Source organism: Bradyrhizobium sp. Leo114, from assembly GCF_055229415.2.
On sequence record NZ_JBUYEN020000253.1, the window covers coordinates 1 to 288 of the forward strand.

The following is a 288-nucleotide window of genomic DNA, read 5'->3' on the forward strand; positions in this document are numbered from 1 at the left end:
ACGTTGATGGCACGAAGATTGGCCACGTGATCGGCGGTATCGTACGCCTTGTCCTCGCCGGCCGTGATGCGGTGGCCGGCGGCTTTGCCTTGGGCCTTCAGCATGATCTCCGAGGCGCGGCGTTCGGCGGTGCCATCGGCACGTGTAACCATGCCGGCCACCGCCAGCCCATGCCGGTTCTCCATTGTGGCATGGCCCATATAGCAGAGCTTCGCCTCCCGCCCGGCCGCCTTGCGGTAAAGCCTGCTGTTTGGATCGCTGGTACTCGCATGGGTGTCGTTCTTGCGC

1 pseudogene is annotated in these 288 nt (G+C 64.6%); it reads right to left on the bottom strand.

The window, feature by feature from the left end:
- Positions 1-288, bottom strand: a pseudogene (locus tag ACZIRK_RS45625) (hypothetical protein); the annotation flags it as partial.